The organism is Achromobacter pulmonis, from assembly GCF_002885955.2.
Taxonomy (GTDB): Bacteria; Pseudomonadota; Gammaproteobacteria; order Burkholderiales; family Burkholderiaceae_B; genus Achromobacter; species Achromobacter pulmonis_A.
Genome location: NZ_POQS01000002.1, coordinates 158,100 through 172,239 on the forward strand (window position 1 = coordinate 158,100; position 14,140 = coordinate 172,239).

Annotated in this window: 11 protein-coding genes and 1 pseudogene; 4 read left to right on the top strand and 8 right to left on the bottom strand. The window is 68.3% G+C overall.

Going from position 1 to position 14,140, the window contains the following annotated elements:
* From C1I89_RS06740 to C1I89_RS06750, 3 genes are all read left to right on the top strand, one after another.
* The coding region (locus C1I89_RS06740; protein WP_258231363.1) for a transposase at window positions 1-259 on the top strand (259 nt) is incomplete at its 5' end.
* Window positions 260-448: 189 nt separating this feature from the next.
* Window positions 449-1,390 carry an alpha/beta fold hydrolase gene (locus C1I89_RS06745; RefSeq protein ID WP_102772029.1) on the top strand — a complete coding sequence of 314 codons (942 nt, stop codon included), beginning with the start codon at window positions 449-451 and terminating at the stop codon, window positions 1,388-1,390.
* Between the two features lie 19 nt (window positions 1,391-1,409).
* Window positions 1,410-2,387 carry a Bug family tripartite tricarboxylate transporter substrate binding protein gene (locus C1I89_RS06750; protein WP_102772030.1) on the top strand — a complete coding sequence of 326 codons (978 nt, stop codon included), beginning with the start codon at window positions 1,410-1,412 and terminating at the stop codon, window positions 2,385-2,387.
* A gap of 4 nt (window positions 2,388-2,391) precedes the next feature.
* Here C1I89_RS06750 and C1I89_RS06755 read toward each other — a convergent pair whose 3' ends face one another.
* The 7 genes and pseudogenes from C1I89_RS06755 to C1I89_RS06780 form a co-directional block, all read right to left on the bottom strand.
* Window positions 2,392-4,017, bottom strand: coding sequence for a methyl-accepting chemotaxis protein (locus tag C1I89_RS06755; protein WP_102772031.1), 1,626 nt, complete (start codon window positions 4,015-4,017; stop codon window positions 2,392-2,394).
* 113 nt (window positions 4,018-4,130) lie between these two features.
* Window positions 4,131-4,586, bottom strand: coding sequence for an NAD(P)-dependent oxidoreductase (locus C1I89_RS35145; protein ID WP_258231391.1), 456 nt, complete (start codon window positions 4,584-4,586; stop codon window positions 4,131-4,133).
* Window positions 4,572-5,051 (bottom strand): annotated as a pseudogene (locus C1I89_RS35150) (NAD(P)-dependent oxidoreductase); the annotation flags it as partial. The pseudogene C1I89_RS35150 and the gene C1I89_RS35145, both read right to left, overlap by 15 nt.
* Before the next feature lie 45 nt (window positions 5,052-5,096).
* The gene (locus C1I89_RS06765; protein ID WP_102772033.1) at window positions 5,097-6,527 is read right to left on the bottom strand and encodes an aldehyde dehydrogenase family protein; all 1,431 of its coding nucleotides are present in this window, start codon (window positions 6,525-6,527) and stop codon (window positions 5,097-5,099) included.
* Window positions 6,528-6,558: 31 nt separating this feature from the next.
* Window positions 6,559-7,161 (bottom strand): thiamine pyrophosphate-dependent enzyme, encoded by a 603-nt coding sequence (locus C1I89_RS06770; RefSeq protein ID WP_246842353.1) that lies wholly within the window; start codon window positions 7,159-7,161, stop codon window positions 6,559-6,561.
* Between the two features lie 9 nt (window positions 7,162-7,170).
* On the bottom strand, window positions 7,171-7,686 hold the full coding sequence (locus tag C1I89_RS06775; protein WP_102772034.1) for a thiamine pyrophosphate-binding protein: 516 nt from the start codon (window positions 7,684-7,686) through the stop codon (window positions 7,171-7,173).
* A gap of 30 nt (window positions 7,687-7,716) precedes the next feature.
* Entirely contained in the window at window positions 7,717-8,928 is a 1,212-nt protein-coding gene (locus C1I89_RS06780) for an ABC transporter substrate-binding protein (RefSeq protein WP_440130622.1), read from the bottom strand.
* Window positions 8,929-9,099: 171 nt separating this feature from the next.
* On the opposite strand from C1I89_RS06780, the gene C1I89_RS06785 reads away from it, so the two are divergent.
* The gene (locus tag C1I89_RS06785; RefSeq protein ID WP_102772035.1) at window positions 9,100-10,023 is read left to right on the top strand and encodes a LysR family transcriptional regulator; all 924 of its coding nucleotides are present in this window, start codon (window positions 9,100-9,102) and stop codon (window positions 10,021-10,023) included.
* Window positions 10,024-10,082: 59 nt separating this feature from the next.
* Here C1I89_RS06785 and purL read toward each other — a convergent pair whose 3' ends face one another.
* Window positions 10,083-14,132 (bottom strand): phosphoribosylformylglycinamidine synthase, encoded by a 4,050-nt coding sequence (gene purL, locus C1I89_RS06790; RefSeq protein WP_102772036.1) that lies wholly within the window; start codon window positions 14,130-14,132, stop codon window positions 10,083-10,085.
* Window positions 14,133-14,140 lie beyond the last annotated feature (8 nt).

Consider the following 14,140-nt stretch of genomic DNA (forward strand, 5'->3'; position numbering starts at 1 on the left):
CTGGCACATTGCCATGCGCCCCGGCAAACGGCGCGCCTTGGGTAACAGCGCAATTGATCGTTTGACGCAAAACATTGAGCGGGCCAAATCCAGTCTTCGAGCCAAGGTTGAGCATCCGTTTCGTGTCATCAAATGCCAATTCGGGTTTCGTAAAGTCAGATTCCGTGGACTGGCCAAGAACACTGCGCATTTGAAAATGTTGTTTACGCTGTCCAATATCTGGATGGCACGCCGCCCGTTGACGGCGGTGGCAGGGTAAGTGCGCCCAAAAAGCGCCAACAGGCCCGAAAACGGGCCTGATCGGGGTGCAAACAACCCGAAAGTGGCGATGATTTGAGCAGTTTTTAACCATTTTTGAATACTTTGGTCATGAGGTCGATTTTTGGATGTTTGAAATCGAGTTCTTCAGACCTTCCCTAGCATTCCGGCATCTTTCCTGGAAGCGCCGATGTCCGACTCCCCTGTCCTGCTGAAATCCCTGCGCAGCCATTTCCTGGGCGGCCAAGACGCCGCGGTCCACGGCCTGCCGGTGCTGAGCAAGCCTGTCGTGGGCAATGCCGCGCCGCGGCCGATCGACATGAACGGCAGCTATTGCGCCGGCCAGCTCTACGCGCAGGAATACCGGCTGGCGCGGCCCCGCCACCCCTACCCCGTGCTGCTGTGGCACGGCGGCGGCATGACGGGCGCGCAGTGGGAAAGCACGCCCGACGGCCGCCAGGGCTGGCTGTGGCGTCTGCTGCAGGCCGGCTACGACGTGTTCGTGGCCGACGCGCCGGAACGCGGCCGGGCCTCATGGACGATGTTTCCGCAGATCTACGGATCGGCGCCGATCTTCCGTTCCAAGGAAGAGGCCTGGCACCTGTTCCGCATCGGCCCGGCCGACGGCTACGCGGCGCGCCGCGCCCACCCCGCGCAGCAGTTTCCGCTGGAAGCCTTCGATACCTTCGCCAAGCAGTTCGTGCCGCGCTGGCTGGGCCACGAAGCCATGGCGCTGGACGGCTACCGCCGCCTGCTGGATCTGGCCGGCCCCTGCATCGTCATCGGCCACAGCCAGGGCGGCGGCTACGCCACGCAGCTGGCCCACGAATACTCCGGTTCGATCCGCGCGCTGGTGGCGGTCGAGCCCACCGGCACGCCGGCCGCCGCGGCCGCCTCCCTGCCCCCGCAGCTGCTGGTGTGGGCCGACCACTTCGGCGCCAGCGCCGCCTGGCAGCGCTACCGCGCCCAGACCGACGCCTATTGGCGCGCGCTGCGCCAGGCCGGCCAGCGCGCCGACGTGCTGGACCTGCCCGCCGCCGGCATCGCCGGCAATTCGCATTTCTGCATGCTGGACCGCAACAGCGACCGCATCGCCGAACTCATCGTCGACTGGCTCGCACGCCTCGACTAACCTTGCTCTGGAGACACTGATGACACTGAAGAAAATCGCGATCGCCCTGGCGTTCATGAGCGGCGCCTCGCTGGCCGCGGCCCAGCCGGGCGGCGGCTATCCCGACAAGCCGATCCGCATGATCGTGCCGTTCGCGCCCGGCGGCACCGCCGACATCATCGGCCGCGTGTTCGCCGCGCAGCTGGGCACGGAACTCGGCGCCACCGTGGTGGTGGAGAACAAGGCCGGCGCGGGCGGCTCGATCGGCACCCGCTTCGTCGCCGACTCGGCGCCCGACGGCTACATCCTGCTGCTGGCCTCGTCCAGCACCCACGGCACCAACCCGGCGGTCTACAAGAACCTGAGCTACGACGCCGCGCAGGACTTCACCGCCATCACCCAGCTGGTGACCGTGCCGGGCGTGCTCAGCGTCACCAAGGACTTTCCGGCGGCCGACCTGCAGGGCCTGGTCGCCGCGGCCAAGGCCGATCCGCAGAAGTACACCTACGCCTCGTCGGGCGCGGGCGGTCTGGGCAACCTGGCCATGGAACTGATGAAGTCGATGACCGGCGCCGGGCTCATGCACATCGCCTACCGCGGCGCCGGCCCGGCCTTCACCGACGTGATCAGCGGCCAGGTGTCGATGATCTGGGAACCGCTGCCGGCGTCGCTGCCGTACATCAAGAGCGGCCAGATCCGCGCCATCGCGGTCGCCGCGGACCAGCGCTCGCCCGAGCTGCCCGACACGCCGACGTTCAAGGAAGCCGGCCTGCCGCGCTATGAAGCCAATGCCTGGAACGGCCTGCTGGCGCCCAAGGGCCTGCCGGACGACGTGAAGAAGGCGCTGCACGACGCCTCGGTCAAGGCGCTGAACGACCCGCAGGTCAAGGCCAAGATGGCCAGCCTGGGCGGCACGGTCGTGGCCGGCACGTCCGAGGACTTCCAGGCCCTGATCGCCCGCGACGTGAAGAAGTGGAAGAACGTCGCGGCCGACGCCAGCATTCAGCTGGATCAGTAAGGACTCAGGCCCCCAGCAGCGCCGGCTCGGCGCTGCGGCCCACGGCCGGCGCCTCGGCGTCGATCACGCGGCCGGCCTGCAGCTTGAACACCGCCACGGCCTCGCGCAGGCGCTGGGCCTGGGTTTCCAGCGAGGCGGCGGACGCGGCGGCCTGCTCGACCAGCGCCGCGTTCTGCTGCGTCACGCTGTCCATCTGCGACACCGCCTGGTTGACCTGCTGGATGCCTTGCGACTGTTCCTCGGACGCGCTGGAGATCTCGTTGATGATGTCCGTCACCCGGCGCACCGAACTCACGATCTCCTGCATGGTGGCGCCGGCGGCCTCCACCTGGTCCGAGCCGACCGACACCTTCTGCACCGAATCGTCGATCAATCCCTTGATTTCCTTGGCGGCGGCGGCGCTGCGCTGGGCCAGCGCGCGCACTTCGCTGGCCACGACCGCGAAGCCCTTGCCCTGCTCGCCGGCGCGCGCGGCTTCCACCGCGGCGTTCAGCGCCAGGATGTTGGTCTGGAAGGCGATGCCGTCGATCACGCCGACGATGTCGGCGATGCGGTTGGAGCTGTCGGCGATGCCGCGCATGGTGCCGACCACGTCGCCCACGGCGCGTCCGCCGCGCGCGGCCACTTCGGAAGCGGCCGTGGCCAGTTCCGAGGCGCTGCGCGAGCTTTCGGCGTTGTTGCGCACGGTGGACGAGAGTTCGTCCATGCTGGCGGCGGTTTCCTCCAGCGACGCGGCCTGCTGCTCGGTGCGCGAGGACAGGTCGATGTTGCCGGCGGCGATCTCGCGCGCGCCGGTATGGATTTCCTCGACGCCCAGGCGCACGGCCGACACGGTGCGCGCCAGGCTGTCCTGCATGCGCTTGACGGTGCCGTACAGCGCGCCGATTTCATTGTTGCCGCGCTGCTCGATGCGGTTGGTCAGGTCGCCCGCGGCGATGCGGTCGAACAGGCGGCCGGCCTCGTGCAGCGGGCGGAACACCGCGCGCGCGAACACCACGTACAGGCCCACCACCAGCACGCCCACCACGGCCAGCAGGCCGATCAGCAGCGCGATGGCGCCGTTGATGCGGGCCGAGGCCTCGCGCGCCACGCGCTGGCCGACCTCGTCGGCGTAATCCAGGTATTTCTGGATGGCGGCGGTGAAATTCAGGCCCAGCGGCGTGACTTTTTCCAGGTTCAGGCGGCCAGCCTCCTGGGCGTTGCCGGCGCGGATGGCCGCGATCATGGGCACGATGGCGTCGCGGTGGTAGACGTCATAGGCCGCCAGCGCGGCGTCGAACAGCGGCTTGCCTTCGGCCGTGGTCTCGGGCGTCTGGCGCGCGGTCTGGATCAGGTCGGCGGCCTCTTTGGTGTAGCGGTCCAGCCGCTGCATGCTGGCCAGGTTGTCGATGCGCTTGCCTTCCATCAGCGCGGTCTGCGCGGCGACCAGCACCAGCCGGGCGCGCAGCAGCTCGCTGGCGGCGCCGTCCACGGCGTTGGCGCGGACCAGGTTGGTTTCCAGCAGGCGTTCGATGGAGTTGCGGTTGGAGGTGAGCTGCTGGTAGACCGCGATGCCGGTCACCAGGAAAAGCGTGAAGAAAACGACTAAAGCGGTCGTCAAGACCGCGCGGATACTTAAATTCTTGAACATGAGGGGGAGGAACTCCGGGGGGTTGCGTAAAGCTTCCCCTATAACGGCGCACTGCAATGAAAAGTTAAATATCTCATTGAGTTACATATCCTCCCCCCCTTCCGGCGCGCCGTTCAGGCCGGCTTCCACCCTTGCGGCACGCGCGGCTTGTCGATCTGCGCGAAATGGCAGATGGCGTCGGCGATGCCGGAGAAGTCGATCCCGCCGAATTCGCCGGCGCGCGCCAGGCTGAACGACTCATGCACGGCCGCGGCGACCGGCATCGGCACCTTGGCGGCGTGCGCGGCGCCGACCACCAGGGACATATCCTTGTGCGCCAGGTCGATGGTGAATCCGGGCGTGGTGTCGCCAACCAGCACCTTGTTGGGGAAGTTCATGCGCAGCTGGCCGTTGGAAGCGGACGTGCCGTAGAGCACCTGCAGGGTCTTGGTGATGTCCAGGCCGAAGCGCTGCGACAGCGCCAGCGCCTCGGCGTTGACCTGGCACAGCGTGACCGCGACGTAGTTGTTGACCAGCTTGGTGCGCCCGCCCGCGCCCACCGGGCCGCAGTGGTAGGTGGTGGTGCCCATGGCGTCGAGCAGCGGCTTGACGCGCTCGAAATCGGCATCGCCGGCGCCCACCATGAAGAGCGATTCGCCGCGGTCGGCATGTTCGGCCAGGCGCCCGACGGGCGCGTCCACCACCGTCATGCCGTGGGCCTGCGCCTGTTCCTGCAGGCGGTCGGTGGCCAGCGGATCGATCGTGCTCATGTCCATCAGCACGCTGCCGCGGGCGGCGTTGGCGAAGATCCCGCCCTCGCCCAGCGCCACCTGCTCGACCTCCTTGGACGAGGGCAGCATCGTGATGATGACCGCGCAGCGCCGCGCCACGTCGGCCACGTCCTTGCCCTGGGCGGCGCCGGCCGCCGCCAGCTCCTCCATGGCCTGCCGGTTGATGTCCAGGACCACGAGCTCGAACCCCGCCTTGCGCAGGTTCAGCGCCATGGACTTGCCCATGCGTCCCAAGCCGATGAAACCGATTTTTTCCATGCCAGTCTCCTCTCTGTCGGCGTTCGAGCGCCGATCGTGTCGCGCGGTTGCTCAATAGCCGATGTAGGCCGTCTTGGTCGAGGTGTAGAAGTCCACGGCGTAGCGGCCCTGTTCGCGCGGGCCGAAGCTCGACGCCTTCACGCCGCCGAAGGGCACGTGGTAGTCCAGGCCGGCGGTGGGCAGGTTCACCATGGTCAGGCCGCTGCGCACGTTCAGCCGGAAGTGGTTGGCGTGCTTGAGCGAGGTGGTGCAGATGCCCGAGGACAGGCCGAAAGCCGTGTCGTTGGCGACCTGCAGCGCCTCGTCGTAGCCCGACACCCGGATCACCGCGGCCACCGGGCCGAAGATCTCCTCCTGGTTGATGCGCATGGCGTTGCTGCTTTCGGTGAACAGGGTCGGACGCAGGAAATGGCCGGCCGTGGCCGCCTCGGCGCGCTTGCCGCCTTCGGCCAGGGTGGCGCCCTCGCTGCGGCCCAGCTCGATGTAGCCCAGGATCTTCTCCAGCTGGGCGGCGTTGATGACCGGGCCGATCTGCGTGCCGGCGGTGCGCGGATCGCCCACCACCAGCTTGCGCATCCTGTCGGTCAGGGCCTGCACGAAGCGGTCGTGGATGCCGTCGGCCACGATCAGCCGGCTGGACGCGGTGCAGCGCTGGCCGGCCGAATAGAAGGCGCCGTTGAGCGCGCACTCCACCGCCACGTCCAGGTCCGCGTCGTCCAGCACCACCAGCGGATTCTTGCCGCCCATCTCCAGCTGCACCCGCATCATGCGTTCGCTGGCGCCGGCGGCGATCTTGCGGCCGGTGGCCACGCTGCCGGTGAAGCTCACGGCGTCTGCGCCGTCGAGCAGCGTCTGGCCCGCCGCCGCGCCGTAGCCGTTGACCAGGTTGGCCACGCCCGCCGGCAGGCCGGCGCGCTCCAGGATGGCGAACAGTTCCCAGGCCGCGCCGGGCGTGTGTTCGGAAGGCTTGAGCACCACCGTGTTGCCGAAGGCCAGGGCCGGCGCGATCTTCCAGGCCGGGATCGCGATGGGAAAATTCCAGGGCGTGATCATGGACACCACGCCCACCGGATGGCGGCTGATCTGCACGCCGATGTCCGGGCGCACGGAGGGCAGGTTTTCGCCGCCGTAGCGCACCGCCTCGCCGGCGAAGAACTGGAACACCTGTCCGGCGCGCATCACCTCGCCCACTCCGTCGGCCAGGGTCTTGCCGGCCTCGCGCGAGACCAGGGCGCCCAGCTCTTCCTTGCGCGCCAGGATCTCGTTGGCCGCGCGGAACAGGATGTCGCTGCGCAGCTGCGTGCTGCTGCGCTCCCAGGCGGGCGCCGCGTCGCGCGCGGCCTGCACCGCCTGGCGCATCTGCGCCTGGTCGGCGCTGGCGTACAGGCCGATCACGTCCGCGGGGTCCGCCGGGTTGAGGTTCTCGATCGCATCGGGGCCTTCCACCCAGGCGCCGCCGATGTAGTTTGCTTTCTGCGTCACTGTCTGCTCCTAGTTATGGTCTTTGATCGTTTCACGCGTGGCCGCCCTTGCCCTTGCCCAGCACCGCCTCGCGAAAGCGCGACCGGAGATAGGGACCGTCGCGCGGCGGCAGGCTGCCGGGCTCGGGCGCCGAAGACACTTTTAACACCAGGCATTGCAGGCCCGGTTCGCGCAGGGCCGGAATGCGGTCCGACAGCTCCGCCTCGCTGCGCACCGTGGCCGCGTCCGCGATGCCGCAGGCGCGCGCCACGCCGGCGATGTCCACGCCGCGCCCGGAATGCGCCGGCTGCATGCCGGTCTCGCCGTAGTGCTCGTTGTCGATCACGATGATCTTCAGGTTCGAGGGCGCGCGCACCCCTATGGTGGCGAGCGAGCCCAGGCCCATCATCATTTCGCCGTCGCCGACGAAGGCCAGCACCTGCCGGCCGGGCTGCGCCAGCGCCAGGCCGAAGGCCACCATGCAGGCCCCGCCCATCGCGCCCCAGACGTAGAAATTGCGCTCGTCGTCGCCCGCGGCCGACGTGTCGTATGTGGGATTGCCCAGGCTGGCCACCACCAGCGCGTCGCCGCGCCTGTCGAGTATGCGGGCCACCGCCGCCCGCCGGTTCATCGTCGCCGTCGCGTTCATCTGCATGGTCCCGTCCTACTTGCTGAAGTTCTTGATGCCCAGCACGCGCTGGGAAATCACCACGGCCACCGCCCGGTTCGAATTGAACGCGAGCAGGCTGGCCGCCCGCACCGTTTCGGGCGCGTCCTCGCCGCGGTCGACGCGCTGCACGTAGACGCCCGCCGCTTCCAGCGCCGCCACGGCCGACTGGCCCATGGGACATTGCCAGGGATTGAACTCGCCCCATTCGCCGCGCATGGTGACCAGGCACAGCAAGGGCATGCGGCACTCCTGCGTCAACGCCAGCATATTGATGCAGTTGCCCACGCCGCTGGACTGCATCAGCAGCACGCCCTTGGCCCCGCCCAGCCAGGCCCCGCCCAGCATGGCCACGCCTTCTTCTTCGGTGGTGAGCGAAATCGCTTCCACGTCGGGGTCCGCCTCGAACAGCTTGATCAGCCGGCCGTGCCCGGCGTCGGGCACGTACGCCATTTGCGTAATGCCGGCTTCCTTCAAGTTCCGATAAACCAGCTCGGGCCAACTTTCCGCCATGATTGCCTGCCTCCGGTAAGGGATGGGAATTCAGATCTTTGCCTGCAGCTTGCACACGCCGGGCTTGGTCGGCGCATAGGCCTCTTCGCCCGGGATGGTGGCCACTTTCCGGTAGTAGTCCCACTCGCCCTTGGAGGCCGAGGGCGACTTGACCTGCATCAGGTACATGTCGTGGACCATGGCGCCGTCGGCCCGGATATAGCCCTTGGTGAACATGTCGTCGATCTGCATGGACTTCAGCGCGTTCATGACCGCGTCCGAGTCGGTGGTGCCGGCGCGCTCCACCGCCTTCAGGTAGGTGGTGGTGGCGGAATAGTCGCCCGCCTGGAAGGTGGTGGGCATTTTCTTGTTGCGCTCGTGGAAGCGCTTGCTGAACGCGCGCGAGCGTTCGTCGAGATCCCAGTACCAGCCGTCGGTGAGGTACATGCCGGCCGTGGTGTCCAGGCCCAGGCTGTGGATGTCGGTGATGAACACCATCAGGCCGGCCAGGCGCATCTGGTCGCTCACGCCGAATTCCTTGGCCGTCTTGATCGAATTGATCAGGTCGCCGCCGCCGTTGGCCAGGCCCAGCACCTGCGCCTTGGAGGCCTGGGCCTTCATCAGGTAGGACGAGAAATCCGAAGTATTGAGCGGATGGCGGGTGGTGCCGGAAACAGAACCGCCGTTGGCCTGCACCACGTCCATGCTGGCCTTCTCCAGCGAATAGCCGAATGCGTAATCGGCGGTCAGCATGAACCAGCTCTTGCCGCCCTGCGCCACCATGGCCGCCGCCGTGCCGCGGGCCTGCGCCGAGGTCGAATAGGTGTACCGCACCGTGTAGGCGTTGCAGGCCTCCTCGGTCAGGCTGTCGGCGCCCGCGCCGGCGCTGATGAAGACCTTTTTCTTCTCGGCCGCGATGGTGCTGATGGCCAGCGAGGCCGACGAGTTGGAGCCGCCTATCACCAGGTCGACCTTGTCCTGGTCCCACCACTGGCGAGCCCGGTTCGACGCGATGTCGGCGCGGTTCTGGTGGTCGGACGCCAGCACTTCTATCGGCTTGCCCAGCACCTTGCCGCCGAAGTCCGCCACCGCCATGCGGATCGCGTCCAGGCCGCCGACGCCGTCGAAGTCCGAATAAGGACCGCTCATGTCCGTGACGAAGGCGATCTTCACCGTGTCGCCCTGGGCGCTTGCCGCTCCCGTCCCGCAGATGCCGACTACCGCCAACGCGACGGCACCTAACACTTTCGTACTGGTTTCCACGTCTTGTCTCCTTGCTGTGTCGGCCTTGCCGCAGGATCGCCAAAGCCATCTCTGTTTTTAATAATATATTCACCTACGATCTATTTTTTTCATATCGTTTACCCCTAGCCCGACATTCGGCGCCGGTTTCCGATCCCTATAATCCGGTATCGCCCGCCCCTCCCGCGCACCATGGATTTACGCCAGATCGAGTGTTTTCTCTGCCTGTACCGCAACGGCGGCATGACGCGCGCCGCCGCCGAGCTGGGCATCGTCCAGTCCGCGCTGAGCACGCAGCTGGCCAAGCTGGAAAAGACCTTGAAGGTTCAGCTGTTCGAACGCTCCAGCCGCGGCGTCACGCCCACGGCCGCGGGGGTGGATCTGTACAAGATGCTGCTGCCGCTGTCGAAGGAAGTGGAAAGCGTGCGCCAGCGCATGCTGGACCTGAGCGGCGGCACGTCGGGATTGATACGGGTGGGCACGGTGCCGTCGCTGGGCGCCAGCATCGTGCCGCGCGCGCTCTCGCTCTACAGCGCCGAGAACCGCGACGTCACGATCCGGCTGACCGAGGCCTATAGCGCGGGGCTGGTCGAGCGCCTAGACGCCGGCGAGCTGGACGTGGCCATCGTCAACCTGATCCAGCCGGTGCGCAGCCTGGAGATGCGTCCGCTGGTCAGCGAGGAACTGGTGCTGGTGACCGCAGCCGGCAGCCCGCTGCGCAACGTCGAATTCAAGGACCTGTCGATCGACGCGCTGATCGTGCCGTCGCTGGGTCAGGGCCTGCGCGCCATCATCGATCCGGTGCTGAAGAAACGCGGCGCGGCCGCGCGCCCGCGCCTGGAAATGGACGCGCTGACCCCGACGCTGGAGCTGGTGAAGTCAGGCGCCTGGGCCACCATCCTGCCGGTCAGCGCCATCGCGCACGAACTGGACGCCGGCGCCCTGTCGGTGCGACGCATCCACGCCGACATGCAGCGCCAATTGGTGGTGGTGAATCATCCGCGTCGCCCGCTCAGCCTGGCGGCCCAGCGCTTCGTGGCCGCGCTGGCCGCCGAGGCGCAGGACGCAGTCACGCGCGCGCAGCGGTTCATGAAGTCGTTGAAGCGTGCGTCGTAGGATGGGTGCAGCGCGCGGAGACCCGGGCCAGAACCCAGATCCCCAACGCGCGGAACCCATCAGGCGAGCCAGACGCGGGCATTGCGGAACATGCGCATCCACGGGCTGAACGCGCCGCCGGCGTCGGCCGCGCCCCACTTCTCGGGCGCCCACGACATCATGACGTTGCGGGTCACGCGCTCGGGGTGCGGCATCATGACCGTGAAGCGGCCGTCGGCGGTGGTGACCGCGGTCAGGCCGCCGGGGCTGCCGTTGGGGTTGAACGGATAGGCTTCGGTGGCTTGGCCGCGGTTGTCGATATAGCGCGCGGCGGCCAGCACACGGGCGGCGTCGCCCTGCTGCGAGAAGTCGGCATAGCCCTCGCCGTGGGCCACGGCGACCGGCACGCGCGCGCCTTCCATGCCGGCGAAGAAGATCGACGGCGACTTGGCCACTTCCAGCATGGACAGCCGCGCCTCGTACTTTTCCGACTGGTTGCGCGTGAAGCGCGGCCAGAATTCGGCGCCCGGGATCATGGGCGCCAGCGCGGCCATCATCTGGCAGCCGTTGCACACGCCCAGCGCAAAGGTGTCGGGGCGCGCGAAGTACGCGGCGAACTGATCCGACAGCTTGCTGTTGAAGCGGATGGTGCGCGCCCAGCCTTCGCCGGCGCCCAGCACGTCGCCGTAGCTGAAGCCGCCCACGGCCACCAGGCCCTGCGCCTGCGCCAGGTCCACACGGCCCGACAGCAGGTCGGTCATGTGCACGTCGATGGCCTCGAAGCCGGCGGTGTCGAAGGCCCAGGCCATTTCCACCTGGCTGTTGCAGCCCTGCTCGCGCAGGATGGCTACGCGCGGGCGCTTGCCGGTGTTGATGAACGGCGCGGCCACGTCTTCCTGCGGGTCGAAGGCCACGCTGGGGCTCATGCCCGGGTCCTGGGTATCGTTCCAGACGTCCAGTTCGGCCTGGGCGCAGGCCGGGTTGTCGCGGCGCGCCATGATGCGGTAGGAGACTTCGCTCCAGGCGCGGCCGAGGTCGGCGCGCGGCTGGCCCCAGACCTTCTTGCCGTCGCGGTAGAACTCCACTTCGTCGGCGCCGTTCAGGCCGCCGATGACGTGCGAGTGGGCCGACAGGCCCGCGCCGCGCAGCACCTGCATGACGGCGTCGCGCTGCGAGGCCGGCACCTGGATCACGGCGCCCGCCTCTTCCGAGAACAGCGCCTTGAGCGTGAGTTCGTCGCGCTGCACCGCCACCTGCTCGGGGCGGATCTTGAAGTCGCCCCAATCCGCCGATTGCGGATCGAAGGTCAGCATGTCCAGGTTGACCGAGATGCCGGTGCGGCCGGCGAAGGCCATTTCCACCAGGGTCGCGAACAGGCCGCCGTCGGAGCGGTCGTGGTAGGACAGGATGGTGCCGGCTTCGGCCAGCGTGCGGATGGTGACGAAGAAGGCGCGCAGGTCCTGCGGCGCGTCGATGTCCGGCACGGTCTCGCCGACCTGGTTATAGACCTGCGCCAGGATCGAGCCGCCCATGCGATGGCGTCCGCGCCCCAGGTCGATCAGGATCAGCACGCTGTCGCCGGCGTCGGTGCGCAGCTGCGGCGTGAGGCTGGCGCGCACGTCGGCCACCGGCGCGAAGGCCGTGACCACCAGCGAAACCGGCGCCACCACCTGGCGCTGCTCGCCGTCCTGCTGCCACGAGGTCTTCATGGACAGCGAATCCTTGCCGACCGGAATCGACAGGCCGGTCGCCTGGCACAGCTCGCTGACGGCGGACACCGTGTCGTACAGCGCCGCGTCCTGGCCGTCCACGCCGCAGGCGGCCATCCAGTTGGCCGACAGCTTGATATCTTCCAGGCGCGCCACGTCGGCGGCGGCCAGGTTGGTCAGGGCCTCGGCCACGGCCATGCGGCCCGAGGCCGGCGCGTCCAGCATGGCGATCGGGGTGCGCTCGCCCATGGACATCGCTTCGCCGCGGAAGCCTTCGTAGTCGGCCAGCGTCACGGCGCAATCGGCCACCGGCACCTGCCAGGGGCCGACCATCTGGTCGCGGCTGGACAGCCCGCCCACGGTGCGGTCGCCGATGGTGATGAGGAAGGTCTTGTTGGCCACGGTGGGGTGGCGCAGCACGCGGTAGGCGGCGTCAGTCAGGTCGATGCCGGCCAGGTCCAGCGGCGCGGACACGCCGGGCAGGCGCGTCACCTCGCGCGTCATGCGCGGCGGCTTGCCCAGGATCACGTCGATCGGCACGTCCACCGGACGCACCTCGGCCTCGCCTTGCGGACGGATCGTGTCCAGGCCGGGCAGGCCTTCGCCGTCGACCACGCGCAGCTGGCGCTCTTCGGTGGCCACGCCCACCACCGCGTACGGGCAGCGTTCGCGGCGCGCGATGGCGTCGAAGCGGTCGAGGTCTTGCGGCAGGATCGACAGGACGTAGCGCTCCTGCGATTCATTGCTCCAGATTTCGGCGGGCGACAGGCCGGATTCTTCCAGCGGCACGCGCTTCAGGTCGAAGATGGCGCCGCGGCCGGCGTCGTTGACCAGCTCGGGGAAGGCGTTGGATAGGCCGCCCGCGCCCACGTCATGGATGGCGATGATGGGATTCTTGTCGCCCTGCTGCCAGCAGCGGTCGATGACTTCCTGGGCGCGGCGCTCGATCTCGGGGTTGCCGCGCTGCACGGAGTCGAAGTCCAGCTCGGCCGAGTTGCTGCCCATGCTGATGCTGGAGGCGGCGCCGCCGCCCATGCCGATGCGGAAACCCGGGCCGCCCAGCTGGATCAGCAGCGCGCCGGGGGGAATGACTTCCTTGTGCGTCAGGCCGGCGTCGATGCTGCCCAGGCCGCCGGCGATCATGATGGGCTTGTGGTAGCCCCAGCGGGTGCCGCCGGCGGTCTGCTCGAACGAGCGGAAGTAGCCCAGCAGGTTGGGACGGCCGAATTCGTTGTTGAAGGCGGCGCCGCCGATGGGGCCGTCGATCATGATGGACAGCGGCGAGGCGATGCGATCGGGCAGGCCGTGGTGATCGGCTTCCCAGGGCTGCAGCGCGTCGTCGAAGCGCAGGTGCGAGACCGTGAAGCCGGTCAGGCCGGCCTTGGGCTTGGAGCCGCGGCCGGTGGCGCCTTCGTCGCGGATCTCGCCGCCGGCGCCGGTGGAAGCGCCCGGGAACGGCGCGATCGCGGTCGGGTGGTTATGCGTTTCCACCTTCATCAGCGTGTGCACGACGGTGTCGCGGCGGATGTATTTGGCGCCTTCCGCGCCCTCGCCCGTCACGCCCGGCACGCCGGCCTGGAAGCGCTGCGCGGGGCCGCCTTCCATGATGGCGGCGTTGTCGGAATAGGCCACGACCGTGCCGGCCGGCTGCGCCTTGTGCGTGGCGCGGATCATGCCGAACAGCGTGTTGGGCTGCGCCTGGCCGTCGATCACCCACTGGGCGTTGAAGATCTTGTGGCGGCAGTGTTCGCTGTTGGCCTGGGCGAACATCATCAGTTCCACGTCGGTGGGGTCGCGCCCCAGGTCGCCGAAGGACTTGGCCAGGTATTCGATTTCGTCGTCGGACAGGGCCAGGCCGAGCGTGGCGTTGGCCTCGACCAGCGCCTGGGCGCCGCGCGCCTGCACGTCCACCGTGCGCATGGGCTTGCCGGCCAGCGGCTGGAACAGCGCCTGGCCGTCGAAGCTGGCGTCCACCACGGTTTCGGTCATGCGGTCGTGCAGACAGTCGGCGGCGCGCGCCAGCATGGCTTCGTCGAAGGACTTGGCGCCCAGCAGGCCGCGTTCGGGCGTGATCACGTAGCGCACGCCGCGCTCGATGCGGTGCACGGCCGTCAGGCCGCAGTTGTGGGCGATGTCGGTGGCCTTGCTGGCCCACGGCGAAATCGTGCCCAGGCGGGGAATGACCAGCAGCGCCAGGCTCTTGGCCGGCGCCTCGCCCGTGGCCGGTGTGCCGTAGTCCAGCAGTTGGGCAAGCTGGTTCTGTTGCTCGGCCGTGAGTGCGGCGTCGGTGCTGACGAAGTGCTCGTAGCGGGCGGATATGTCGGCCACCGGCAGGCCGGCTTCCTTCAGCTGCGCCAGCAGGCGATCGCGACGGAAAGAGGACAGGACGGAGGAACCAGGCAGATGCTGAACTAGGGACACGATGCGGG